Genomic DNA, 23,100 nt, shown 5'->3' with positions numbered 1-23,100 from the left:
ATTAAAAAAATGTCAATGAAAAAATTATTCATAACCGCAATTATATTAGGTTCGGTGGCCGCCTCGGGATGCAGAAAGGCTTTCCTGGACAGAGCACCATTAGATTCGTACACCAATACTGTACTCTGGAAATCATCCAACGACGCCCTTGCTGCTTTAAATGGCTGCTACTCTAAATGGGGAGGCAGCAACAACGGCTACTACGGAGTTTTTGCCGATAATAACTCTGATAACACTTTCGATCAGTTCCCCTGGGAAAATTGGCTGTCGCTTTCGGCGGGGATAGCAACCCCAACCAATACGGGATACTCTAAATGGAATTATAAATGTATCCAAACCTGTAACTGGTTTTTGGATAACGTTGGCGGCACCAATATGGATGCCACATTAAAGGCCAGGTTTATTGCCGAGGCCCGTTTTTTAAGAGCTTACGAGTATTTTACGCTTAGCCAATTATATGGCGCAGTTCCGCTGGTTGAGCACAATGTTTCGCCCGATGAGGCCAATAAAGCGGTACAGGCAACCAAGGCTGATGTTGTAGCCTATATACTTAAAGAACTTACTGCCATTGCGCCCGATCTGCCGGTTAGCTATTCAGGTGGTGATATTGGCCGTGTAACCCGTGGCGCTGCCATTGCTTTAAAAGCCAGGATTGAGCTTTTTAATAAAATGTACACCGAGTGTATTGCCGATTGCCAGGCGTTGATGGCGCCGCCGTTTATCTATAGCATTTATCCAAGCTATGTTAATCTGTTCCGCCAGCCTTTTGCTGACAACCAGGAAGTGATACTGGATGTTCAATTTAAAGCGAGCGATAATAACTTTGGATGGGCCAGGAACATGACCATCAACTCGTTGGGAGGCTATAACTCCATAGCGCCAACCCAAAGCCTGGTAGATGCTTATGAAACAAGCAATGGTAAAACCATTGATGATCCTGCATCGGGATATGATCCAACACAACCTTATAAAAACCGCGATCCGAGGTTAAGCGCAACCGTTTTTTATCCGGGTGCGCAATATAGCAGCAGATTGCCTTACGGGCAGTACTATGATCCGCTGTCAGGCAGCCCTAAAACTATCGATCATTGGGGCGATAACAATTGTAGTCCATCTGCTTATGGTTTAAGGAAATATACGCCGGTAATTGCCGACTTCCCGAATATGGACCAGGTTGGCATGAATGTAATCCTGATTCGCTTTGCCGAAATTAAATTGATGGATGCCGAGGCCAAGATCGAAAGCAATAAAATCGATGCTACGGTATATGATGATATTAACTCGGTACGAAAACGTCCTGACGTAAATATGCCTGCTGTTGATCAGGCCAAATATAACGACCAGGCAAGTTTACGTACCTTATTACGCCGTGAACGTCGGGTTGAGCTGGCAGTTGAAGGTTTGAGGTGGTTTGATATCCAGCGATGGCAAATTGGTCAGCAGGTAATGAACGGGCAGGTTACCGGCAGTTTGCAAGGTAGCGTGAGCCAAACTAATGGCGCGCTGACCCTTACGCCGGGCACTACTATTAAAGTAGGAACACCGCGTGTATTTAATGCCGCTAAAAACTACTTATTCCCAATACCTCAAACAGAGATAGATTTGAATAAAAATCTAAAACAAAATCCTGGGTATTAATTAAAATACACATGTTTGGCAGCAGAGGCTGCCAAACATGTTTTATCCGATCGGCATTATAGGCCGATTGGTAATGGCGAAAAAGAGCAACGGGTTTGTCGCCTTTTTTCTTACTTTGGCTGAAATGTACTGGTACAATGGATAAAATTTTTCAGGAGATCAAAAAGCTTACGGATATTCCTTCCTATTCCAAACACGATAGGTTTGTGCAGGGCATCATCAATGCTATTAACGAGAAGGTTATAGGTCAGGACGAGATGCTGCCATCTGTAAACAAGTTGATTAAGGAGTTGGGGTTTTCGAGGGAGACGATCATTAAAGCCTACCGGGAACTGATTAGCAGGGGCATTGTTGAATCCAAAAACAGGCATGGCTATTTTGTGGCCAACAGTAACGCGGAACAGACACTGAATGTAGCCCTGTTAATGTATAACCTGGATAGTTTTGAAGAGCAGTTTTACCGCAATTTCCGTCATGAGCTTGGTCCTAATATCCGGTTGAACCCTTACTTTCACCATGGTGATATCGAGATCTTCGAAACCATTCTTAACCAGATCAAGGGAAAATATGGCATGTATGTAATAGCGCCTATCCCTCATCCAAAAACAAAAGAATTGCTGGGAGCTATCCCACCAAATAAATTCCTGATGTTTGACAGGTATGAACCTATGGACGGCGATTTTAACCACATTACCCAGGAGTTTGGCCAATCTTCATACCGTATCCTCGCCGAACTGGCCCCTAAGATCAAAAAGTTTAATGAGATTATATTTTATCATTCGCCGGCCTCGCTCGATCCGAAAGAGATCGTGACATCGTTTAAGAAATTCCTGAAGGATTTTAACATCAAAGGCCGTATCATTAAAGAGTATACCCATGGTTCGGTTGAAAAGGGGAAAGTTTATTTTACTTTAGACAACTTTGCTTTATGGCAAATTATGCGCGATTGTAAAAGCATGCAACTTATTCCCGGTGAAGATGTAGGTGTACTATCAAGCAATGATGAGCCGGCCAAAGAGATCATCGGCGTTACTACCTTTTCGGCCGATTTTGCCCGTATGGGCACACTGGCCGGGCGGGCTATCGTCAACAAAGAAAAGATCAGCTTAACGATGCCAACCATTTTATTTGAACGGAGCACACTTTAATTTTACCAAAAACAGGGCGGGGTGAATTGGATTATACTAACCAGTTTTCTTTTTTTTACAGCTGTAGTTGGCCTGTTATCCTGGTATAAATCCCGTAAAAACAAGCTCAACACACTTAATGGTTTCTTTTTTGCCGATAGGAACCTGGGGTTTTTATTGGTTGGCGGAGGTCTGCTGTTTACTAATATCAATACAGCCACTATTATAGGCGAAAACGAGCTGGCCTACACCCACAATATGTCTGTAATGGCCTGGGGCATGACATCGGTGCTGGCTATGCTGCTGGTATCGGAGTTTTTGATGCCCATGTATCTTAAGCTGGGTATTTCAACCACTCCCGATTATCTTACCGCCCGTTACGGCGCAGGCATTGGAAAGCTGGTTTCCTGCATATTCCTGGTAAGTTATATTATTAACCTTTTACCATCGGTTTTATATAGTGGTGCGGTTGCTTTTAATGGTCTGTTCCATTTTTCTGATGTTTGGAAAACAGATTACTGGACAACCATCTGGATTCTGATCTGGATAATGGGAACAATCGGCTGTCTGTATTCATTGTTAGGGGGATTGAAGGCGATATCTACCTCAGATACCCTGCTCGGCTTTGGCATATTTGCCGGGGGACTTTTGTTACCATTTTTGGGTTTACGGTACCTGGGGGAGGGCAATATGATGCAGGGGCTGCATATTTTGCTGAATAACCACCGTGAGCATTTAAACAGCATTGGTACTGCTGCCGATCCAATCCCATTCGGCACCTTGTTCACCGGCATGCTGCTTGTAAACCTGTATTACTGGGGTACGGAGCAATATATAGTTCAACAGGTTTTGGCCTCGCGCGATTTAAAAAGCAGCCAGAAGGGTATAGCGGTAGCCTGTTTGGGTAAGCTAATCTCGCCGTTATTGCTAAACTTGCCCGGCCTGATAGCTGTGCATGTTTTTACGCATTTAGATAATACAGCCGAAGTATTTCCTAAATTGGATAGTCTTGTATCGCCGCCTTTTATAGCAGGTTATATCGCGGCCATTGTTTTTGGTGCCGCCCTCACTACTTTTAATGCTGGTCTCAATAGCTCAAGTACACTGTTTATATTAAATATCTATAAACCCTGGACGGAAAAGCGCGGCGGAATAGCCAATGAAAAGCACCTGATCCGGACGGCGCGATTATTTGAGATAGTGATTTGCCTGCTGGCCATGTTCATAGCGCCTTTTATCATTTTTGTTAAAAATGGCTTTTATACCTATGTACAAATGGTAAACGGCTTTTTTAACGTACCCATTTTTACCATCATGTTTATGGGGCTGGTTACCAAAAGAGTACCGGCCAGGGCAGCAGCTATAGGCCTGGCTTTTTTTATTATAACCTACGCCCTTACACAAACGGTGTTCGATCTGCATATTCATTTTTTGCATATCCTTGCTATACTATTTGTGATAACCTGTGGGCTGATGCTGTTTATCGGTAAGCTTTATCCTATGGCAGAGCCCTATCAACTGCAGATCAATACCCGGGTTGATATTAAGCCATGGAAAAACCGGCATATCTACAGTTGTATATTATTGCTGATCATGGTGTTGATGTTTATTGTGTTTTCTCCACTTGTACTTGCAAAATAAGTTTGAACAGTAAATAAAATTATCTATTTTTATAAAATAGACCAGAATAGACCAATTATGAATTTTCAATCTTCCTTAATTCACAGGCTTTTGGCGGCCGCGGTAATGCTGTGCATATTTATCAATTTGCCGGCTTTTGCTCAGGACGTAAAATTTACCTCATCTGATAAAAAAATAGAACAGGCATTTGCCTGGGCCAAAGATATGGCTCTGCACTATAAAGGACACCCCGCTGATCCGGCAGGTCCCTGGTACGAATCGGCGCTGCCCCCGCGCGATGCTTTTTGTATGCGTGATGTATCTCACCAAAGCATAGGCGGGGAGATACTTGGCTTAAAGCGTGAAAATAACAACATGCTCACGCTATTTGCCCGCAATATATCCGCTTCAAAAAACTGGTGTTCATACTGGGAGATGAATAAAGCAGGTAAGCCTGCCCCCGAAGATTACCGGAACGACCGCGAGTTTTGGTATAATCTCCCGGCTAATTTTGATGTGCTAAATGCCAGTTGGCGAATGTATTTGTGGACTGGTAATAAGTATTATATTAACGATCCGATATTTACTAATTTCCAGGAAAAAACGGTTAAAGATTATATCAATGCCTGGGTGCTATCGTCGGATTCTTTGTTGAACAGGCCTGCGCATCCTAATGCGCCTGTGCCTTTTAATGAAAGTGATCCGTTCCACCGGTGCAGGGGATTACCTTCCTACTCGGAAGGCGTACCTAATTTAAAAACCGGTGCCGACCTGGTGGCCGCGCTTTACCGCGGATTATCAACTTACTCGGCCATATTAGCCAGCAAAGGTAAACTGGCCGAAGCCAAAGCCTACGCCCTTAAAGCCGAAAAATATAGGCACAGATTAGAGGCGGATTGGTGGGACACCAAGGATAATTTGTATTTCACTTATTACGGCAAGGATGGCAAATTCGGCAGGGACGAAGGCGAGACTTTTTTGCTTTGGTTTGATGCCTTGAAGGATACCACGCGCATCAAACAAACGCTATCGCACCTGGCCTCCAAAACCTGGAATGTTGAAAATACATCCTATCTGCCATTAATATTTTACAATAATAACTCCTGGGATAAGGCCCGCGATTACCTGTTGTATCTATCTGATAAAAATACCGAAAGACGGGAATATCCTGAAGTGTCATTTGGTGTAATTGAAGGCATTGTACAGGGCATGATGGGGATAACGCCTAATGCCCGTTCGCAAAGCATTACTACCATTTATAAAACAACCGGTAACGGTGACGCAGGTATCAGTAATTTGCCGTTGCTCGGTACTATGATCAATGTTGTTCATCAGGGTACACAACAATCTTCGCTAAACAATATTGGCAAATTACAGATCATGTGGAAAGCGATGTTTTATGGTACTTATAAACAGGCCTATGCCAATGGCAGGCCGGTGCCTGTTAAACATGTAACCGACAATTGGGGGAAACACATATCCTTTGCCGAGGTTACTGTTAAACCCAATCAGCATATTAAAATCAGTGTGAAATAATAAAGTCAGTTACATCCATATCTACTACTATTTAATGAATTTTTGCTCGCGAAAACATTGCTTAATTATATTCTTTTTTCTTGTACAACTGCGTTTAGTTTCGGCGCAGCAATTGGTTCTACCGCAACAGAACAATAGGTGGGCATTACAACCCGACGGCAGTATCACCTGGAATATTAACGGTCGTCTCCCACATGCTGATCATATCGAAATGTCGGGCGAAAAAGTATCGTTATGGATTGCTTATAATGTAGATGCGGAGGGTTTATGCCATCTTTCACGCACGGTGGTTTTCCCAACATTCCGGACGCTTCCTGATGATACCCGTAGCCACATCGCCTATACATTTGATGACAATGCCCTGCCCCGAATGTACGTTGATGATGAACTCTTATGGCCCGATGCCGCAAAAGGCGGAATAAATTTATCGGCAAAAAGTATTAACCAGCATGGTTTTATGCGTATTGCTTACCGATCGGATAGATTGAAACAGGTTAGAATTGAACATAGCCTGTTTCCATCAACAGATAAACCGGTTGCCATTGAAACTTATAAGTTTACTAACGTTAGCAATAAACCGGTTTCGGTGGTGATGGAGCACTCAAAGCGCGAAGTAACGACAGATACCCTTAAAAGTAAAGGTGCGCCGCATACCGTTATTATGCAATCGGTAAATGACGGTCGCAAAATACTACGGCCTGGCCAATCATACACGTTTGCCATCAACTACCAGGCAACTGATCATCCGCAATCGTTAATACCTGTAAGGCCTGATCTTGAAGAGCAGGCGCGACAACATCGTATTGACGAAATCCTGGTCCCATTACAATTGAAAACTCCCGATAGTGTTTTGAACGCCATGTTTGCCTTTGCAAAGATTAGGGCAACCGAAAGCATTTTTAAAACCAAGAGCGGTTACATGCACGGCCCAGGCGGGCTATCATATTATGCCGCGATTTGGGCAAACGATCAGGCTGAATATGTTAATCCTTATTTTGCCTTTTCGGGCGATAGGATAGGCAACCTATCGGCCATGAACGCATACCGCTTGTTTGCCGGTTATATGAACCCCGATTATCGGCCTCTGCCAAGCTCTATCGTGGCTGAAGGTGATACGGTTTGGAAAGGTGCCGGTGATAGGGGTGACCAGGCCATGATAGCTTACGGCGCATCCCGCTATGCACTTACTTTAGGAAATGCGGATTCTGCAAAAAAGCTTTGGCCGCTGATATCATGGTGCCTGGAGTATAACCTCAGGCACATCAATCAACAAGGTGTGGTAGAATCGCAAAGTGATGAGCTGGAAGGCAGGTTTCCATCGGGTAAAGCCAACTTATCTACCAACGGTTTGTATTACGATGCCCTGATCTCCGCAAGTTTTTTAGCTCAGCAACTACATCTGCCAAAAAATAAAATAAAACAATACACAAAACGAGCGGCGGCGCTTAAAGATGCTATTGAAAAATACTTTGGGGCTGATATAGCCGGCTATCATACTTATAAATATTATGAAACCAACACCATGTTGCGCTCCTGGATCTGTGTTCCGCTAACCATGGGTATCTATGACCGTAGCAGGGGTACGATAGATGCCCTGTTTTCGCACGAGCTATGGACAGCCGATGGCCTGGCCACCCAAGCCGGCAATGGTACATTTTGGGATCGATCAACCTTATACGCACTTCGTGGTGTATTACAGGCGGGCGAAACCGAACAGGCTGTAAGGTTTCTCAAATACTATTCACAGCGGCGACTTTTAGGTGAGCATGTTCCATATGCCGTAGAAGCCTACCCGGAAGGCAACCAACGCCATCTTTCGGCCGAGAGTGGATTGTACTGCCGCATTTTTACCGAAGGTTTGTTTGGGATGAGGCCCACCAGTTTCAACAGCTTTTATTGCACCCCCCGCTTACCCGAGGCTTGGGACCATATGAGCCTGGATAATATTCATGCGTTCAGTACGGTTTTCGATCTGGCGGTAAAGAAAAAGGATGGGAGTCACCTGTTAGTTACCATTACACGTAACGGCCGTAGTTACCGGTATGTGGTTAAAAATGGAGATACGGTAAAAATATCCGTATAAGAAAGTGTATAAAATCAGGTTTTGATAGGTTTGACAGAAAGCTTATGTTGATTGCTTTTTGTACAGTCAACTTCTCCACAAATGGAGATACTGAAGTTAAACTATCTGTCAGAGACGCTAATTTGACAGCAGACTTTCAAGAGTCTAACGGCTCAATTACGATAAATTACCAAATGAATGATACATTTGATTTGGATTATCAAACAGGTACGGGGACGGTATACAATGGGATAAATGGTATACTCAAACCTATTTGGATTGGTGGGTTAGATGGTAAGGGCGATATGAGGTAAGAGCAAATTGGAATGGAACAATAAAGGAATGAAAAACACCTCATTGATCTCAATTTTATTAATCATAAGTTTATCAATATTATCAGGTTCTTGTTGGAGAACTTCAGACAAGAAAGTCAACGTTGATAAATTCTACACGCAGAAAGGCGAATGGGATTCTGGAAGGATCCCTCTTATAAAGCCTTATGAGGCAGTAATTACGTCCAAGGAGTTTGGATGGTTTATAAATTTAGACGGAGATACAGGTTTACCAAATATCAGTAAAGTGGCCGTTAAACGAGGCGTTATCTATCTATATAATATTAATACTATTCTTCATGGTATTGATGTTAAGCAGTCGTGGCACGTAATAATACCTGATAAACAAATAGAAAAAGGATTCGCCACCCATCAAGAATACTCCGAATATCTAAGTAATATAGGGATAAAGGAGGAACCTCAGCTTTATGATATTAAATCAGTTGCTGATTACTTTGAAAATCATGATGTAATTGATTGGAACGTGATTAAAAATTAACCCGCTCCTTCCCGCCGTCCGTAGAGTTTCAGTATGGGTAAGGGAATGTGCGCTGCCCGAATGTCTCCGACTTCGGACGATTATGCTTAACAAAGCAGTAATAACCAAGCTCAGCCAATGCAAAGCTGGGCTTTCCAACCTTAGTTCGTTTGAATTTATTTTAATTTTCCAAATTATCTGGCTGGTGCATAAGCCCCGGTAGTTAGCCAGGTTAACCAGGCTTTCTTAAACGCTGCGTGACTCATTGGTGGCAGCTTTCTTCCTTCACCCGGGTTCCAGGCGGCCAGCACCAGGCCATCGTCTGCATGCTCAATCAGTTTCTGTATGTTTTTATGCCCATTTTGATTAGGATCAATGATTTGTTTGGCCAGTTGCCGTGGAGTACGGCCCTGAAACACCATTTTCATATTTGACGGCGGCAAGTGCCAGTTTGGGTTTCCCGGCGGCGTGTGTAAGCCTGGTGTGTTGGTAGGCTGGTGACAGTTAGCACATTTCATTGCATAAACTCCTTTGCCGTCAACACCTCTTTGAGGCGACATCGTGTGTAAATGGCTGTCATCTCCCTGAAGGGGAATATTTCCCGCCGGGTGACAGTTCATACAACGCGAACTCATCAGCACAGTATATACTTGCTTAAAGGCTTTCACGGATGTGATGCTGTCTTTGTGTATAACCACACTTTTGCGATGCTTGCTGTCGTCTGCTTTAAAAGATAACACAACCACACCCGCGGTAAATGCGATCAAGCTTATAATGGTTAACTTTTTCATGCCTTTTGTATCAGTTTGTGGTTAACTATCGGTAAATTATAGATACGGGTTCCTGTAGCAGCGAAAATTGCGTTCGCAATGGCCGGCGCGGTTGGCGGCACACCGCATTCGCCGGCGCCACCCATCTTTTCATTACTTTCAACAATATGCACATTAATCTCGGGGCACTCGTTCATGCGTGCTATCCGGTAATCATAAAAGTTGTTTTGTTGTAATTGCCCGTCTTTGATGGTAAGTTCTCCATACAACGCCATAGTAAGACCAAAGATGATTCCGCTTTCCATCTGCGCTTTAACTCCGTCAGGATTTACCGGCAGTCCGCAGTCGATGGCGCAATCTACTTTATGTACCCGCACTGAACCATTGCTGATGCTAACCTCTGCCATGACAGCCACATAACTACCGAAGGACTCGTGGATAGCTATGCCTTTGAACCGACCCGCAGGTAGTTCTTTTTTCCAGTTTCCTTTATCAGCTACCAGGTTGAGCGCAGCTAAATGGCGGGGATGGTCTTTGAAGAGTTTCACGCGATAGTCTACCGGATCTTCGCCCGCTGAATGTGCAAGTTCATCCAACATGGTTTCCATTGCATAAGCGGTATGCGTGTTGCCTACGGACCGAAACCATAGAATAGGCACAAGTTCCTTCGTTGTATGCAGCCCGACATAATGATCGGGTACCGTTTGAAGGTAAGGCGAATCTTTAACTCCTTCAACCGAGGTATTATCTATTTTGGGTGGCGGACCAAATATTTTAGCTTCCCCCATGATTGATTGTCCAACGATATTATGCAGCCAGGCCACCGGAAGTCCTTTTTTGTCTAATCCGACTTTGACATTATGCACAAAAAACGGCCGGTAATATCCCGCTTTCATATCATCCTCACGTGTCCATACCATCTTGATAGGTTTGCCGCTGGCTTTTGCAATATGAACTGCTTCCACCACGAAATCCGAGCCTGGCGTTGCACGCCTGCCAAAACCACCGCCGAGAAAAGGGATGTTCAATTTGATCTGCTCTGGTTTAAAGCCCAATACATTTGCCGCATTGACCTGATCAATGCCTGGCATTTGTGTCCCCGTCCATATCTCGCATCGATCTCCGTCTATTTTCACCGTGCAATTCAGCGGCTCCATCGCCGCATGGGCCAGATATGAAAATACATATTCACCCGACAGCACTTTGGCCGATTTATTAAGAGCTGCGTCTGCATCGCCTTTTTCCTGTGCGGGCAACCCCTTGGTTTCCGCCAGTTTTTTATATTCCTTCGTTTGTGCGGCTGTATTCAGCATTGCTCCGGGGCCATGATCCCAGGTTATTTGTAACGCTTTGCGTCCCTGCTGTGCTGCCCAAAAATGATCAGCTATAACAGCGATACCGGTAGGTATCTGAACAACCTGCCTAACGCCCGGCACTGCTTTTGCCTTAGATGCATCAAACGATTTTACCTTGCCACCAAACACCGGGGCGTGGGCTACCACGGCAGTCAGTAATCCGGGGAATTGCATATCTATGCCAAACTTTGCCTGCCCATTAGTTTTAACCAGCGAATCCACACGTTTGGAGCCTTTTCCAATATACCTCCAATCAGAAGGGGGTTTTAAAGTCACTTTTTCGGGGACGGGAAGTTTTCCTGCCTCTGTTGCCAGTTCTCCATAAGTAAATTGCTGGTTACCGGCTATTACATAGCCTTTTTCGGTTCGGCAGGCAGTTATTGCAACCCCGGCCCGGCGCGAGGCCGCTTGCGTAAGCAATATCCTTGCTGTTGCGCCGGCATTGCGGTAGCGGTCAAACTCAGACCAGGTTGAGGTTGAGCCACCGGTGATCTGTATGCCGTAAACGGTGTGATTATAAGCCTTGCCCGGCCCTGCATGTTCTATTTTGATCTTATCCAGATCAGCGTCCAGCTCATCTGCCAGTAACATTGGCAAGGTGGTCCATACTCCCTGGCCCATTTCTACGTGGCTCAGGTAAACCGTAATGCTATTGTCGGTGCCGATTTTTAAAAAAGCATTTGGCATAAAAGAGCCTTCACCAACCGGAGTGACCAGGGCAGCAAGTTTATTTGCTACAGGAATAGTAAAGGAAACGAGGAGGCCACCTCCCAATAGCGCCCCCGATTGTATAAAATTACGGCGGTTCATGATTTGGCTCCTTCCCGCTGCATTTTGGCAGCCTGATGTATAGCACTCCGAATGCGTATATAAGTACCGCAGCGACAAATATTGCCAGACATCGCATTATCAATATCCTCGTCAGTTGGGTTGGGGTTTTCTTTTAAGAGAACGGCGGCAGACATAATCTGCCCCGACTGACAATAACCACATTGAGGCACATCCGCCTCTTGCCAGGCGAGTTGCAAAGGGTGGTCGCTGCTAAGTGATAATCCTTCTATGGTGGTGACCTGCTGGCCGGCGGCGCGGCTAACTTTTGTAACACAGGAACGCACGGCTTCGCCATTTAAATGCACCGTACAGGCACCACATTGGGCTACGCCACAACCAAATTTTGTTCCGGTTAAACCCAAAATATCCCGGATGGCCCAAAGAAGGGGCATGTTAGGGTCGGCATCGATATGATGATTTTGCCCGTTAACGTTAATGTTGATCATAAGCAGGTGATTAGTAAATAAATATAAAATAAAAACCCGGCAATTATATGTCAAAACGTTTTGTCTTGCTATACGTCCTTAGACCTATATTACCTTTCTTAGCAAAGCCGGAGTGCGCGATTTATGTAAGTCAAGTAAGCAATTAATAAATTCTTAAAGTACCATTTAATCAGTTTAGCCTTCTGTACTCATTCGGCGTTATACCCGTTTTTTGCTTAAAGAGCCGGGTAAAGTGCTGCTGATACTTGAACCCTAACGCACCAGCTATTTCATTTATAGATTTTCCCGCGTCAAATATATTTCTCTTTGCTTCATCAATAACTCTTGACTGGATATAATCCAATGCCGTAGTGCCGGTTTCCTTTTTGATCAGGTCGCCAAAATAATTGGCAGATAAGTGTAACTGATCTGCGCACCATGTTACACTGGGTAGTCCAAGTGCTTGTGGCTTATTTGAACTAAAATAATCAATTAGCAGATTTTCGAAACGCACTAAAAAATCTTTATTGGCATTGGACCTGGTAATGAACTGCCGGTCGTAGTAGCGCATACAGTAATTCAATAGCAGTTCAATATTAGAAACGATCAGCGTTTTGCTATGGGTGTCGATGTTCTGGTTTACTTCCTCCGTGATCTTTTTGAAGATTTCCAAAATAGACGCTCTTTCTTTCTTAGACAAATGTAACGCTTCATTGGATTCGTAAGAGAAATATGAATAATCACGGATAATTTTACCTAAGTGTGTTCCCTTGATCAGATCGGGGTGAAAGACCAGACCAAATCCTTTTGAGGTTATAGGCTTATCACCACCATCCACTGAATACACTTGTCCGGGCCCAACAAAGATCAGTGTTCCGTCTTCATAATCATAGGGCTGGCAACCATAAGTTAATTCACCGCACTTCTGCAGTTTCAGAAATATAGCATAGATGTCAAAGTAAGCTTTAAACTTCAGGATCTGTGGCGTTTCGTTAAACTTCACGACGCTGACCATGGGATGCAATGTTTCCGTTTCCATATGGTCATTGTACTGTTTAACCGTATCAAATCTGTGCATCTTTTCCATGGAACAAATTTATCTACTATAAGGTTGTTATTATAACAATCAGTAAAAGTGGTAAATAAATCAGTATCCTGTATAAAGCTTGATCTGGCTATCCTGACGAACTTTGCCTTATCATATGGAAAAGCAAGAAAAAGGCATATTTGAGAGACTAAGGATTGGTGAGGTAGTTTCACTAAATGACCCTGATTTTTTGACAGTTAATAAGATCGTTGATCAGACGATGGCGCTGTCACCGAAACTTAATGCGGCAACAAGCAAAGCAGAAGCACGCAAGATCCTCGGCAATATTATCGGCACCACGGTCGATGACACTACCACGCTTTTTGTTCCCTTTCATACCAACCTTGGGTGCTTTATTAAGTTAGGAAAAGGGGTGTTTATTAACCATGGTTGTTCTTTTCTGGATATGGGCGGAATCACGATCGAAGATGATGTACAGATCGGGCCAAGAGTTAACCTGGTCACAGAGAACCATCCGCTTGACCCTGCACAGCGCAAGAGCATGATATGCCTGCCGATCCTGATCAAGCGTAATGCCTGGATCGGTGCAGGGGCTACCATCTTACCCGGCGTGACCGTAGGGATAAATGCGGTTGTGGCTGCCGGAGCAGTGGTTTCTAAAAACGTACCCGACAATACTGTTGTAGCCGGAATACCGGCAAAGATCATTAAAAACATATAGCTCTATTTATACCTTGAAATAAAAATTTATTAAAAAATAAATAGCGTCATGAAAGACAACATCAAAGATCATACAATGCGATTTGATCGCCTGTTTAAACTTGAAAATGTTAACCCATAAGAACAAATGAAAAATTTGCTTTTACTCATTTTCTGCGTCTTTGCAGTTTCTGCAAGCTGTGCATCCTGCAAAAAAGATAGTGCAGGTACAAATGATGCAAACAATGTGACTGCTAACCCTACGCCAAACGGAAGTAAAATGAAAATAACGATCGGGAACCGTTCCTTTACAGTAACGCTGTATGATAGCCCGGCAGCCACAGCGTTTAAAGCATTGCTGCCCCTCACTATTGATATGACGGAATTGAATGGGAACGAAAAATTCTTTGATCTGCCCCGGACTCTGCCTGCGAATGCTGTTAACCCCGGAACCATACATAATGGAGACCTTATGCTCTACGGCTCCTCAACGGTTGTGTTGTTTTACAAGGAATTTTCTACATCATACATTTATACAAAACTTGGCCGGATCAATAATCCCAATGGGCTTGCATCTGCGCTTGGTTCGGGAAATGTGCGTGTCATCTATGAGTTAGAGTAGGCGCTTAAACCAGTATTACAATTTACTCATGTATGCTAAACGAGGTCAAACTTATAAAGGCATATATTTGAAGGAATAAAAGCTTACGCTATGATGTTGATCTTATAAAAGTCTTTCCGGTTGTAAAGTGACGATGGAAGTTGATCAAAACCAGTCATGACTTTTTAATAAATGTTCTTCGCTGGTGGGAGCAGGACTCGAACTGTCGACCTTAGGGTTATGAGTCGATTTAAATATAAAAGACAAGTTTTTGCTTTTTGTTATATCAACTGTGATTGCAAAATACAAGCTGAGATTAATGGAGTTGAAATTTGATCAAGGATTTGAGGCTCGAAACAGGCATTGGCGCCGGGCATGACATTCAGAACCTATGCATTGATTGAATTACCAAAGTATACCTCAATGGATTTGATTTTTTGTCCTTCAAAAATTATGCGTTCAGTGTTTTTAATTGTTTTTTGATTCTTAGTAGTGCATTTATAAATAACCAATACCTCATTTCCCTCTTCAAGCATTTTTTCAAATTCATATACTGGATTTTCTTCGCTAAAAGGCCAACATCTCTCCAAGTAAGTAACTTTGTCGATCCGATTATCATTTGGGCTGGTAAAGGTGAAATCAATGCTTAGCAGATCCTCTATAGCTTTTCGGTCTTTGGATTCGTAAGCATGATAACACATCCTTGCCTTATCTGACAGGGAAATTCGATTTTCCGTTTTTATACCGTTTGATTCATCCTGAGGTTTTAGATCAAAAAGACCCTTGCCGGTTTTCAGATCAATGGGTTCTGAAACATGGTCGTGGGTAATTAACCACTTGTCGCCAAATTTTCGAAATCCGGTTGTAACACGATACCACATATCAAATTTTTCTCCTTTTATACTTGTACCATAGGTGCGGCCCAGGCAAAAGCAAAAGGCAACCTCTTCGCCAACACTAACTACCAAGTTGCTCATTTCCTGGTTTATCGGGCTCTGATAAGATGCAAACCAATTCTCTAAACGCGTTTTAATTGTTCCGATCCCATTGTTTTGCAGAGGTTCTCCTATGTCAAAAGAAACTACGTCGGGCGCATACAAATCCAATACGCCTTGTAAGTTCTTGTCGTGAATGGACGAAATTCTTTCTTCTAAAACAGTTTTGATCTGTTCCTCCCTGTCTATTAACTCTATTGTAGTGCCCATATAGTGATCTCCTTATGGAATAAAAACAGGGTTTCATAACAAATGTTTCATATATATACATATATGTATGCATATGAAAACATAAACGTCTTCAATTATGTGCTATATTTTTTAATCAACTCAAATGGATTATGCAGTGTTTAGGGTGCAGCAGCAAAATGCAGGCCCGGTACCTGATCTTTGCAAAAAAGATGATTGTTTCGCCAGTGTCTATTATTAATGATTTAATATTCTTTAGTTGTGCTTAATCGAACTCTGATGTTATTTATGCCGCTTCTTATTCGCATAATATTTTTTTGTTTTTTGCCGATTTCCGCAGGATTCCATTGAACACCATTTTTTACGATGATTTTTAGTTTTATCAATGAATAACCAGGCGCAGCGCTCACATTGACGTATGAACTGCATATCGCAGTTATCTATTAAGTCGTAAGCGGATAATACAAATTTCCAAATCGGCGCCATCAAACCGGCCAATGCGGCGTTAAAAGTAAATTGCACCCGATCTCCTTCCACTGAAATCCCTTTGAATTGAAGAGCTTCTGCAAAGGTGAAATTTAATTCAGTTAAAATTCGCTGTTCGAATTTTTGAGTGAGTTTTAACGCGATACCTTCAAATAACTGATACAATAAGGTCCTGATGTTTAGGGTTTTATTCAGTGCTTTTTCGGCTTCTCTCTCGTTTACTAAAGCGAATTCTTTCAAGTTTTTCAATGTAATTTCGTCAAAAAGGGCTAAGCGCTCAACAAGTGTTAAAAGGTCCTGGTAAGAATGCAGTCTTTCTGTGATTACCCCTTTTTTTCGGTCATAACCGGAATTAATGAAATCAAAACAAACGTCGCCGCCATCAAACGTCATAGTATGAATAGTGGTTATTTCATTCATGAGTTAAATTTAAAAAAATAACACCATCAAAACAATTTTTAACGGTGTGTAGTTTTAATATCTGCGCTGGTAATTGCTTTTTTAAAGTATTAATATGAATGCCATTAAAAGAAAGCCCTGGCTTGCTCTGCTTTTTGCCTTCATTTCTATCTATTTTGTTTGGGGTACTACCTACCTTGCTATTGCTTATGCATTAAAGGGTTTCAAGCCTTTTACCATATCGGCTTTCAGGTATCTGATCGCCGGAATAATACTTAGTTGCTGGATATTATTTAAAAAGCAGGGGTGGCCAAAAGGCAAAGACATGCGCATTTTGATCATCAGCGGCATTTTAATGCTTAGCGGTGGTTCCGGGCTCGTTGTTGTAGGTGAGCAGTATATCAGTTCGGGGTTTGCAGCGGTGATCGTGGCGACAGAACCTTTGTTTTTTGTATTATTTGACCACCGGCGATGGACGATATATTTTTCCAATAGGTGGATCATCGCTGGTTTAGTAATTGGTTTCGCAGGGATCGCGGTATTCGCATACTTTGCTCCCGCGGGTTCCAATCCTACGCACAAGCATCCAATTCTTGGTGTTTTAATTACCTTACTGAGCGCAATGTCCTGGGTTGTGGGTGGTTTATATGCCAACCATAATCTTTCTACAAGATCAGGCAACACCGTAAACAGCGCCGTACAACTACTGGCCGCGGGTTTATTTTCGGCATTAATAGCAGGCTGCACAGGTGAATGGTTCACTTTTTCTGTAAAAGCGATACCTGCCGGGGCCTGGGGCGGCTTGCTTTACCTAATAGTGATGGGGTCGCTGGTTGCCTATATATCGTTTAACTGGCTGATTACCGTACTGCCCCCCGCTATCGTTAGCACACACACTTATGTTAATCCAATTGTCGCCATTTTAATGGGTTGGCTATTGGTCAGAGAACCTATAGCCCATATGCAAATCATTGCTTTAATAATAGTGCTTACCGGAGTGGTCATTACGCAGATGAACAAACAGAAAGTTGTTAATAACTAACCTCAAACTAAAGAGTTTCCCTGGTCAGTTAATTATGAGCGTTGTTTAAGGGATTAACTCAACTTCCGTTTCAGCAATGGCAATAGTCCTTTTTTCTGCCGGAACTATTATCTTTTTGCCATCTGCATACAATTTACCCCAACTGCATAAGCTGTCTAAAATGGGAACCAGGTCAACACCTTTGTTGGTCAATATATATTTTATACCCGCCGGAACCGTATTTGGTATTTCCCTTTTTACCAAAATTGCGTGGTTTTCCAATTCTTTTAGTTGTCTGGCTAATACCGTCTCGGAGATATTGGGTAATTTCTGTTGTAACAGATGAAAACGATCATTACCCTGAGAGATGTAATAAACGATTTGTCCTTTCCAACGTCCGCTTATCATACTGATAGCTGAATTGCGTTCGCAAAGTTGAAATAATGATTGTTCATTGGCATAATCGGTCGATTCTTTTTTTCTCATAGCTATAGGTTTGATCACTAACAATTTTGTCAGTTATTGCACACGGTACAAAATGTCCTCAATTTTACTTAAATCTGATTGCGTAGGATTAGCAACATATCTTAAAATATACAGTACCAATTTATTAAATAAATAAAAATTATAAAAATGAAAATCAGTGTATATATCGCAACCTCGGCGAACGGACTTATTTCAAATTCAAGAAATGTATCGGATTGGCTTTCTCCTGAATATGGTCAGGGCATGTATGCTATGTGCCAGAAATTTAAAGCCGTGATTATGGGTAAAACGACTTATAATATCATTGCACCTGATTACTTACCGCTTAAAGACGAAGGAACAACCGTTGTCCTAACAACAGATGTAACCGCAAAGCCAGACAATCCCACCATCAAATTTACCAATGACAAACCTGCTGAAATCAAACAAGCATTGGAAGACAAAGGGTATACAGAAGCGTTAATTATTGGGGGAACAATGACCATTAGTCAATTTATAAATGCCGGATTGGTCGATGAAATCTATTTTATCGTTGAGCCCGTTCTATTTGATGCCGGATTGCCATTGTTAAAAGATACTACCGGCGAGTTAAAGCTAAACCTGTTGCAGGTATCAAAATTGAATGACAATACTGTTCAACTTCATTATCATGTACAAAAAAAATAAACTAAACCATTAAAAGTAGCTATTGAAAACCTGTAACAGTTTTAATTACCGGAAGAATAAAGCCCGATAAAATGGAAACTGCAAAACTTGAACTGGAAAAGGTAATTAAAATAGTTATTGAACAGGAAAATGCTTGCCAGGGTATTCAGGTATACGACGATCCGGGCGATCCTCAGCGACTGCTGATCATAAAAAAATGGACATCAAAAGACATATTTCTTGGTCCTCACATGCAAACGCCGCACATGATCGCATTTATGAAGATTGCCGAATCATTTCTTGATGGTAAAGCAGAATTTACTTATTGGAATGAAATGCTGTCAATGGCTGAAAATTTACAAACTAACACTACGAAATAACCGACTTGTAATATAATGACTTATTTAAAAAATCATTATTCGGTACTACCAACGCTATTCTGTTTCTGATGACACGTTTAAAGCAAAGGCAGAAAATGATGCAATCGCGGCAAAACTGACCAACGTCATTATTTGCACTGTTTAAGGTCATGGTTTTAGCAACAGACCGTTCCTTTCTTTGTAAAAAACTCCAATCATGAAAAAGTTAAAACACCTGTTCATCTTCGCGGCAATCATGGTATTTGCCGCCAATGCTTTTGCTCAGCATGCAAAAGATTCAACGAAGTATTCCTTCATCACCATTGATGGTAAGGGCAGCATACACAATCACTCCGGTACAAAACTTGGGTACATCACCAAAGACAACGTTGTTAAAGACAACCAGGGCCATACTTTGTATTTCATTGACCGGGATGGCAACGTTTTAGATACCAAAGGCAACAAGCTTGGCAAAGCTGCAAAAAACGGCAATTATTACAACAATAATGGCGAAGAAGTATTGCAATTAAAGAACGTTGACGACGCAAAATGTGAGATACTTGATCCCAAAGGCCATAGCTGGGGATATGCTCATAAGAATTACAAACTACATGCCTGTGCAGCTCATTGCTTCTTCCTTGAACAAAAGAAGTTAGCAGCGGCAAAAAAGACACGTTAAATAAAATTGGCAAAAACTAATTAGCTTTGGTAAGGACGAAAAAGGCAGCAGTCTTCTTGGCTATGGTGGCAAATATTATCTCCGCTCTTTCAGAGGTTAGAATAAAGCCCCCACTAAGTGGGGGTTGTTTATTAATCTTAAAGCGCATAAACTTATCCGTTATAAGCTCGAGTCAAATTCCACAATCCATTCAATGCCATATTTATCCCTAAACATTCCCGCGTAGGTGCCCCATGGGGTGTCACCAATGTCCCCTTCAACTTCTCCACCTGCCGATAACCCTTTAAATACCTTGTCGGCTTCTTCGCGGCTTTCGGCACTTACAACTATTTTCGACCTGTTTTCGCTTTCGTTTACCCGGCCCATAAACTCGGGCACATCGTTGGCTATTAGCATATTGTGCTTGCCTATTGGTAAAGCTATGTGCATTATTTTGTTGGCCTCGTTCTCGGCAACCTGAAATTCAGGGCTGGATAGGTCGCCGAAGCGGATGATTTTTGCGAAATCGCCGCCAAAAACTGATTTGTAAAAAGTAAACGCTTCTTCGGCATTTCCGTTGAAGTTGATCCAGGGGTTAATTGTTCTCATAGCTTTTATTTTTAAAGTAATTTTAAATTTTCTTTTTATGCTTGGTAAGATAAAGTGGACAATAGCTCTTCCAGGTTTTTTAAGGTCATGGTGAAGCCTATCTTAAAGCCTTCTAATAATTTCTCTAATCGTTCGAACGATTCATTATAAATGGTAATGTTCACTTTGGTTATACCATTTTGTTCACTGAAGTTGTAATCCCACTCCGAACCCGGCAGTTCACGATTTTCGTCCTTATCTGCAAACGCGTTGTACATCTTAAAATTAGTTTTCGGCGTAATAGAAGTAAATTCCTGTACCGACCAACGCTCCTGCCCGTCGGGGCTTATCATCGCGTAAAATCGCCGCCCGCCTACTTTGAAGTCAATGTACTTGGTTTTGGCGCGCATAGGCGCAGGAGCCCCCCATTGATCCAGTAATTCGGCTTTGGTAAAGGCATCCCATACCAAAGACTGCGTTGCATTAAACTCCCGGATTATGTAAACCGTTTTGGCTGTTTTGTCAACGTTAAAATCAAATAGCAAATCGTTATTCATTATTTCTGTTCTTTAATTGTTGTTAATAATTGGTCAAGTTGGTTAAATTGGGTCTCCCAGCTTTGTCTGAATTGGGCTAACCAGTGGTCAAATTCCTGCATCTTTTTCGCGTTAAAGTGATAATAAATTTCCCTGCCGCTCTGTACAGCTTTAACCAGTTCGCATTCGTGTAACACTTTAATATGTTTCGATACGGCCTGCCGCGTCATATCAAATTTTTCGGCCATCACATTTGGCGTCAATGCCTGTATGGCGAGTAAGGTTAGAATAGCCCTGCGTGTAGGGTCGGCTATGGCCTGGAATATATCTTGTTTCATTTTACAGTATTTAAATAAGCAACCTTTAGGTTGCAAATATATATGCAACTTTTGAGTTGCGCAAATTTATTTGTATTTATTTTGGGGTTGGAAACTGTGGGTAGCTATTATTTTTACCAAATATCCATTTATCAGTGTATTTAAATCGCCGGTAAATCAAGGGCCATTAATTTTGTGCAATGCAAAACAATCAAAATGTGTGAGGAACAAAAAATACTCGCCAGAGTAGGGCTAAATCATTGATTTTTAGACTGTGCCTTTTTTATTGCTGCAATCGTACAATTTGAGAATGCGTACAAGCCTACTATGTTCGGCGCAGAAGGTTTGCTGACCGGACTGGCACAGCGTGTAATTATTTTTTTGTCAAACTAACTGGTTTAGGGTGCTCCTTGTAGTATCCTTCCAGTGTTTTTAATTGAGCGATCTGCGATGGACGCGGATTGATAAACGTGCGCACTTTTTTGACCATTGCGACAGCATCGTCATAGGTCAGCCCGGTGCTTATGAGATAAGCAATGGTCATAGTCGGGCCCCGGCCCAGACCCTGGCGGCAATGGATATATACCTTGCCGTCGTTCTCAATTTCCCTGGTGATAAAATCGGCACCTTTGATCAGTATTTCCAATGGCGGCGGAGTATTGTCTACCGTGGGCAGGTGTAAATAATGAAAGCCTTCATATTGCGATTCCCGGAATGTCGGGTGTTCGCGCATATTGACGATGGCGGTAACGCCAAGGGCCTTGAGTTTCTGCAGACCGATCAGGCTGTACTGGCTGCCTATAAATAAATTGGCGGTGATCTGGCTGCGTTTCAGGGTCGGTATACCATTAAAGAAGCGATAAACGTTATCCCATATCTTTTGCCAGAAGATAATCAGGACAGTTAGGACACTTTTCAGTTTGCTCAACATGGTACAATGACGGTTAAAGATGCGGGAACGATGTGAAGACTGAGTTGTGTGGCCTGGTCTTCGCAATCATCGCAGAGATAAGTTTGTCGTTCGGGCAGGGTAACGGTGATGGTTTTAGCTTTCCGGTGGCAAACGGCCTCGGTTTCACGACCGAGCAGACTACCGCCAGCCGCTTTGATCACCGAAGTCAGGCCGGCATCTTTCAATAGCACCACATCCAATAAGCCATCACTGACGCTGATACCGGGCTGCAATTGCAGATCTCCTATACCGAGGCTGCCGGAATTAGTAATGGTTAGCGAAACGCCGGTAGCCGTGATGTGCTCGCCGTCAAGCATTAGCTGGTATGTGACAGGCTCGGCTTCGCGGATGGTTTTAATCGTCGCCAGGCCATAGGCAAATTGGCCAAGTTTGTCTTTCAGTTCAGGGTCGGTTTCGGTAATCATACTGGCCATAATGCCCAGGTTTACCCGTAACAGAAATGGACGGTCATTCACCACGCCGGTATCAATCCGTTTCAATTGGTAATTGCCATCACGAATAAGACGTAGGGCAACTTCGGCATCCTGGGGAATACTCAATTCTTTGGCCATGACGTTTGCGGTGCCACCAGGGATAATAGCTAATGGCGTATCGGTGCCGATCAAAGCCCCGGATGCGGCAGTGACGGAGCCATCACCGCCATAGATAGCTACGACATCAGTATTTTGAGCAGCTTCGCTCACCAATGCTGCAGGGTCTTCATTTTCGGCTAATATATGCACGTTCAGTTCCAGGCCGCTATCCTTAAACACTTCATTGATGGTTTCAAGGATGGGCTCGTTTTTGCCTGCGGCCGGATTGATCAATATAAAAAGCTTACCAGTTTTCATTTCCTACTGTAAGAAAATTAACGGTTAATTGTTTCAATAAAAATACTTGTTAACACAGGGTTAAAATAGGAGGACAGTCTCCTGCTTCAAAAATAT

At 42.7% G+C, this 23,100-nt stretch carries 23 protein-coding genes and 1 pseudogene; 12 read left to right on the top strand and 12 right to left on the bottom strand.

Annotated features, from left to right (window positions below; all coding sequences use genetic code 11):
• Positions 1-15 precede the first annotated feature (15 nt).
• The 6 genes from J2W55_RS22720 (at position 16) to J2W55_RS22695 (ending at position 8,814) form a co-directional block, all read left to right on the top strand.
• On the top strand, positions 16-1,638 hold the full coding sequence (locus J2W55_RS22720) for a RagB/SusD family nutrient uptake outer membrane protein (RefSeq protein ID WP_310101632.1): 1,623 nt from the start codon (positions 16-18) through the stop codon (positions 1,636-1,638).
• 137 nt (positions 1,639-1,775) lie between these two features.
• A complete protein-coding gene (locus J2W55_RS22715) occupies positions 1,776-2,786 on the top strand; it encodes a winged helix-turn-helix domain-containing protein (RefSeq protein ID WP_310101629.1) in 1,011 nt (336 codons plus the stop codon).
• A gap of 21 nt (positions 2,787-2,807) precedes the next feature.
• Entirely contained in the window at positions 2,808-4,406 is a 1,599-nt protein-coding gene (locus tag J2W55_RS22710) for a solute:sodium symporter family transporter (RefSeq protein WP_310101626.1), read from the top strand.
• 57 nt (positions 4,407-4,463) lie between these two features.
• A complete protein-coding gene (locus J2W55_RS22705) occupies positions 4,464-5,921 on the top strand; it encodes a glucosidase family protein (protein ID WP_310101623.1) in 1,458 nt (485 codons plus the stop codon).
• A 34-nt stretch (positions 5,922-5,955) separates the two neighbouring features.
• Positions 5,956-8,004: a glucosidase family protein gene (locus J2W55_RS22700; protein ID WP_310101620.1), complete on the top strand. Its 2,049-nt coding sequence runs from the start codon at positions 5,956-5,958 to the stop codon at positions 8,002-8,004.
• Positions 8,005-8,325: 321 nt separating this feature from the next.
• Positions 8,326-8,814, top strand: a complete 489-nt coding sequence (locus J2W55_RS22695; RefSeq protein WP_310101618.1) for a hypothetical protein — start codon at positions 8,326-8,328, stop codon at positions 8,812-8,814.
• A 173-nt stretch (positions 8,815-8,987) separates the two neighbouring features.
• Here J2W55_RS22695 and J2W55_RS22690 read toward each other — a convergent pair whose 3' ends face one another.
• The 4 genes from J2W55_RS22690 to J2W55_RS22675 form a co-directional block, all read right to left on the bottom strand.
• On the bottom strand, positions 8,988-9,584 hold the full coding sequence (locus J2W55_RS22690) for a hypothetical protein (RefSeq protein ID WP_310101614.1): 597 nt from the start codon (positions 9,582-9,584) through the stop codon (positions 8,988-8,990).
• Entirely contained in the window at positions 9,581-11,728 is a 2,148-nt protein-coding gene (locus J2W55_RS22685; protein ID WP_310101611.1) for a xanthine dehydrogenase family protein molybdopterin-binding subunit, read from the bottom strand. The genes J2W55_RS22690 and J2W55_RS22685 overlap by 4 nt, the downstream gene beginning before the upstream one ends.
• Positions 11,725-12,195 carry a (2Fe-2S)-binding protein gene (locus J2W55_RS22680; RefSeq protein WP_310101609.1) on the bottom strand — a complete coding sequence of 157 codons (471 nt, stop codon included), beginning with the start codon at positions 12,193-12,195 and terminating at the stop codon, positions 11,725-11,727. The genes J2W55_RS22685 and J2W55_RS22680 overlap by 4 nt, the downstream gene beginning before the upstream one ends.
• A 169-nt stretch (positions 12,196-12,364) precedes the next feature.
• Complete coding sequence (locus tag J2W55_RS22675; RefSeq protein ID WP_310101606.1) at positions 12,365-13,213, bottom strand: helix-turn-helix domain-containing protein; 849 nt, start codon at positions 13,211-13,213, stop codon at positions 12,365-12,367.
• A gap of 163 nt (positions 13,214-13,376) precedes the next feature.
• On the opposite strand from J2W55_RS22675, the gene J2W55_RS22670 reads away from it, so the two are divergent.
• Both J2W55_RS22670 and J2W55_RS22665 read left to right on the top strand, forming a co-directional pair.
• Positions 13,377-13,943 carry a DapH/DapD/GlmU-related protein gene (locus J2W55_RS22670; RefSeq protein WP_310101603.1) on the top strand — a complete coding sequence of 189 codons (567 nt, stop codon included), beginning with the start codon at positions 13,377-13,379 and terminating at the stop codon, positions 13,941-13,943.
• Positions 13,944-14,069: 126 nt separating this feature from the next.
• Positions 14,070-14,543, top strand: a complete 474-nt coding sequence (locus tag J2W55_RS22665; protein WP_310101600.1) for a cyclophilin-like fold protein — start codon at positions 14,070-14,072, stop codon at positions 14,541-14,543.
• 368 nt (positions 14,544-14,911) lie between these two features.
• Here the strand turns inward: J2W55_RS22665 and J2W55_RS22660 are convergent, their stop codons facing one another.
• Both J2W55_RS22660 and J2W55_RS22655 read right to left on the bottom strand, forming a co-directional pair.
• On the bottom strand, positions 14,912-15,727 hold the full coding sequence (locus J2W55_RS22660) for a nuclear transport factor 2 family protein (protein ID WP_310101597.1): 816 nt from the start codon (positions 15,725-15,727) through the stop codon (positions 14,912-14,914).
• A 261-nt stretch (positions 15,728-15,988) separates the two neighbouring features.
• Positions 15,989-16,612, bottom strand: coding sequence for a CGNR zinc finger domain-containing protein (locus J2W55_RS22655; RefSeq protein WP_310101594.1), 624 nt, complete (start codon positions 16,610-16,612; stop codon positions 15,989-15,991).
• 94 nt (positions 16,613-16,706) lie between these two features.
• Between J2W55_RS22655 and J2W55_RS22650 the strand changes: the two genes are divergently transcribed.
• Complete coding sequence (locus tag J2W55_RS22650) at positions 16,707-17,633, top strand: EamA family transporter (protein WP_310101592.1); 927 nt, start codon at positions 16,707-16,709, stop codon at positions 17,631-17,633.
• A gap of 45 nt (positions 17,634-17,678) precedes the next feature.
• Here the strand turns inward: J2W55_RS22650 and J2W55_RS22645 are convergent, their stop codons facing one another.
• Entirely contained in the window at positions 17,679-18,098 is a 420-nt protein-coding gene (locus J2W55_RS22645; RefSeq protein WP_310101589.1) for a winged helix-turn-helix transcriptional regulator, read from the bottom strand.
• A gap of 147 nt (positions 18,099-18,245) precedes the next feature.
• Here J2W55_RS22645 and J2W55_RS22640 point away from each other — a divergent pair, with 147 nt between their 5' ends.
• The 3 genes and pseudogenes from J2W55_RS22640 to J2W55_RS22630 all read left to right on the top strand — a co-directional run bounded on the left by J2W55_RS22640 (position 18,246) and on the right by J2W55_RS22630 (position 19,781).
• The gene (locus tag J2W55_RS22640; protein WP_310101586.1) at positions 18,246-18,764 is read left to right on the top strand and encodes a dihydrofolate reductase family protein; all 519 of its coding nucleotides are present in this window, start codon (positions 18,246-18,248) and stop codon (positions 18,762-18,764) included.
• 41 nt (positions 18,765-18,805) lie between these two features.
• A pseudogene (locus J2W55_RS22635) lies at positions 18,806-19,123 on the top strand (putative quinol monooxygenase); the annotation flags it as partial.
• Between the two features lie 196 nt (positions 19,124-19,319).
• On the top strand, positions 19,320-19,781 hold the full coding sequence (locus tag J2W55_RS22630) for a 5-fold beta-flower protein (protein ID WP_310101584.1): 462 nt from the start codon (positions 19,320-19,322) through the stop codon (positions 19,779-19,781).
• Between the two features lie 159 nt (positions 19,782-19,940).
• Here J2W55_RS22630 and J2W55_RS22625 read toward each other — a convergent pair whose 3' ends face one another.
• From J2W55_RS22625 to J2W55_RS22605, 5 genes are all read right to left on the bottom strand, one after another.
• Positions 19,941-20,369 carry a VOC family protein gene (locus tag J2W55_RS22625; RefSeq protein ID WP_310101581.1) on the bottom strand — a complete coding sequence of 143 codons (429 nt, stop codon included), beginning with the start codon at positions 20,367-20,369 and terminating at the stop codon, positions 19,941-19,943.
• Between the two features lie 35 nt (positions 20,370-20,404).
• On the bottom strand, positions 20,405-20,905 hold the full coding sequence (locus tag J2W55_RS22620) for an SRPBCC family protein (RefSeq protein ID WP_310101578.1): 501 nt from the start codon (positions 20,903-20,905) through the stop codon (positions 20,405-20,407).
• Positions 20,905-21,222: an ArsR/SmtB family transcription factor gene (locus J2W55_RS22615; protein WP_310101574.1), complete on the bottom strand. Its 318-nt coding sequence runs from the start codon at positions 21,220-21,222 to the stop codon at positions 20,905-20,907. Before J2W55_RS22615 ends, J2W55_RS22620 begins: the two co-directional genes overlap by 1 nt.
• A gap of 352 nt (positions 21,223-21,574) precedes the next feature.
• Positions 21,575-22,132 (bottom strand): protein-tyrosine phosphatase family protein, encoded by a 558-nt coding sequence (locus J2W55_RS22610; protein ID WP_310101572.1) that lies wholly within the window; start codon positions 22,130-22,132, stop codon positions 21,575-21,577.
• The gene (locus J2W55_RS22605; RefSeq protein ID WP_310101569.1) at positions 22,126-23,004 is read right to left on the bottom strand and encodes a diacylglycerol/lipid kinase family protein; all 879 of its coding nucleotides are present in this window, start codon (positions 23,002-23,004) and stop codon (positions 22,126-22,128) included. Before J2W55_RS22605 ends, J2W55_RS22610 begins: the two co-directional genes overlap by 7 nt.
• Positions 23,005-23,100: the final 96 nt, after the last annotated feature.

Source organism: Mucilaginibacter pocheonensis, assembly GCF_031456535.1.
Lineage (GTDB): Bacteria > Bacteroidota > Bacteroidia > Sphingobacteriales > Sphingobacteriaceae > Mucilaginibacter > Mucilaginibacter pocheonensis.
This window is presented reverse-complemented; position numbering and strand designations above follow the sequence as displayed.